Genomic DNA, 1253 nt, shown 5'->3' on the forward strand with positions numbered 1-1253 from the left:
TCGAAATGATTGTTATGATAAAAACAAATTTTAAGCAGCTATTTTATAGTTATTTTTATAGCTGGCTTGATTTTTTATAACTGCAGCAACCCTTAACGCTATCTTGTTTCTGACTGCATTAATTATGCTCATGCTGTGCTTCCCTTCATCCTTTTTTCTGTTATAATATGCTTTGAATTCCTGATTATGTTGAATTAGAGATAATGCACACATATGCAACAATCTTTTAAGTTCTTTATTCGCCATCCGGTGTACCCTGGTTTTACCTTTGATACTTATACCGCTGCTGTGTTCAAATGGCGCTACCCCTGCATAACAGGCCAGTTCTTTCCCGCTGGGCTGTCCTGCAAAATTTGCCGTGCAGCCAATCAGGTACACTGCGGTAACATGCCCTATCCCGGGGATACTGATCAATAGTTTATAGTTACGCTTGAAATCCTGGTTTTCTGAAATAATCTTTTTGATCTGATCCTCAATATTCTTAATGGATTTCGAGATCCCATCAAGTGCATTTTTCATTGCCTTTTCAATCAGTTTCTGATGTGATTTATCATTGACATTCTCAAGTTCTTTAATCGATACACCAAGGCTGGATTTCTGTTTAAGCAATTTAGTTCTGGCTGATACAAAATCTTTCAGATGCAACAACTGTGCATTTAATACTGGGGTGGCCTTTAGATCATCCGCTTCTTTAAATGCATAGTTACATAAACGTATACTATCTACCTTATCATTTTTACCCCTTGCTATCCCAAAACTCCATTTAATATGTGCTGCATTGCCAATATGGATGGGCAGATTTCTGTTGCTGCAGAAAGTCCATATTAAACGGTGATAGATCCCGGTATTTTCCATAACAACCAAGGAGTCCTCATTGAATGTGGTTTTCTGTGATTTCAACCACTTCTCTAAAAGCTTTATCCCTGGAGCGGTGTTGTCAAACCGTGCGGTTATGATCTCCTGTTTTACATGGTTCACAACGGCCATCAATGCAATATCGAAGTGTGGTTTGGAAACATCGATCCCGATAAAAAATTTTGTTGTGGCAATCATCCTGTTATTTTTTATGTTTGTAGTGGTTACCTAAGTTTTACCCCATCGATCCTAGTCCTTAATAATGGGTATTGCCCTAATTGTTATCTGGTCACTAAGGGAAAAAACGGTAGCGGATTGCATCATTTCATAGGCATAAAAACCTTGACGAACTCTTAATGTGCCGCTACCGTTTTAGGTAATCTGATTTATAATTTAAG

The 1253-nt window shown here is 37.9% G+C and carries 1 protein-coding gene; it reads right to left on the reverse strand.

Going from position 1 to position 1253, the window contains the following annotated elements; all coding sequences use genetic code 11:
* Positions 1–30: 30 nt before the first annotated feature.
* Positions 31–1053, reverse strand: coding sequence for an IS110 family RNA-guided transposase (locus BLR60_RS24585; protein WP_090502675.1), 1023 nt, complete (start codon positions 1051–1053; stop codon positions 31–33).
* Positions 1054–1253 lie beyond the last annotated feature (200 nt).

The organism is Pedobacter terrae, assembly GCF_900100705.1.
GTDB lineage: Bacteria > Bacteroidota > Bacteroidia > Sphingobacteriales > Sphingobacteriaceae > Pedobacter > Pedobacter terrae.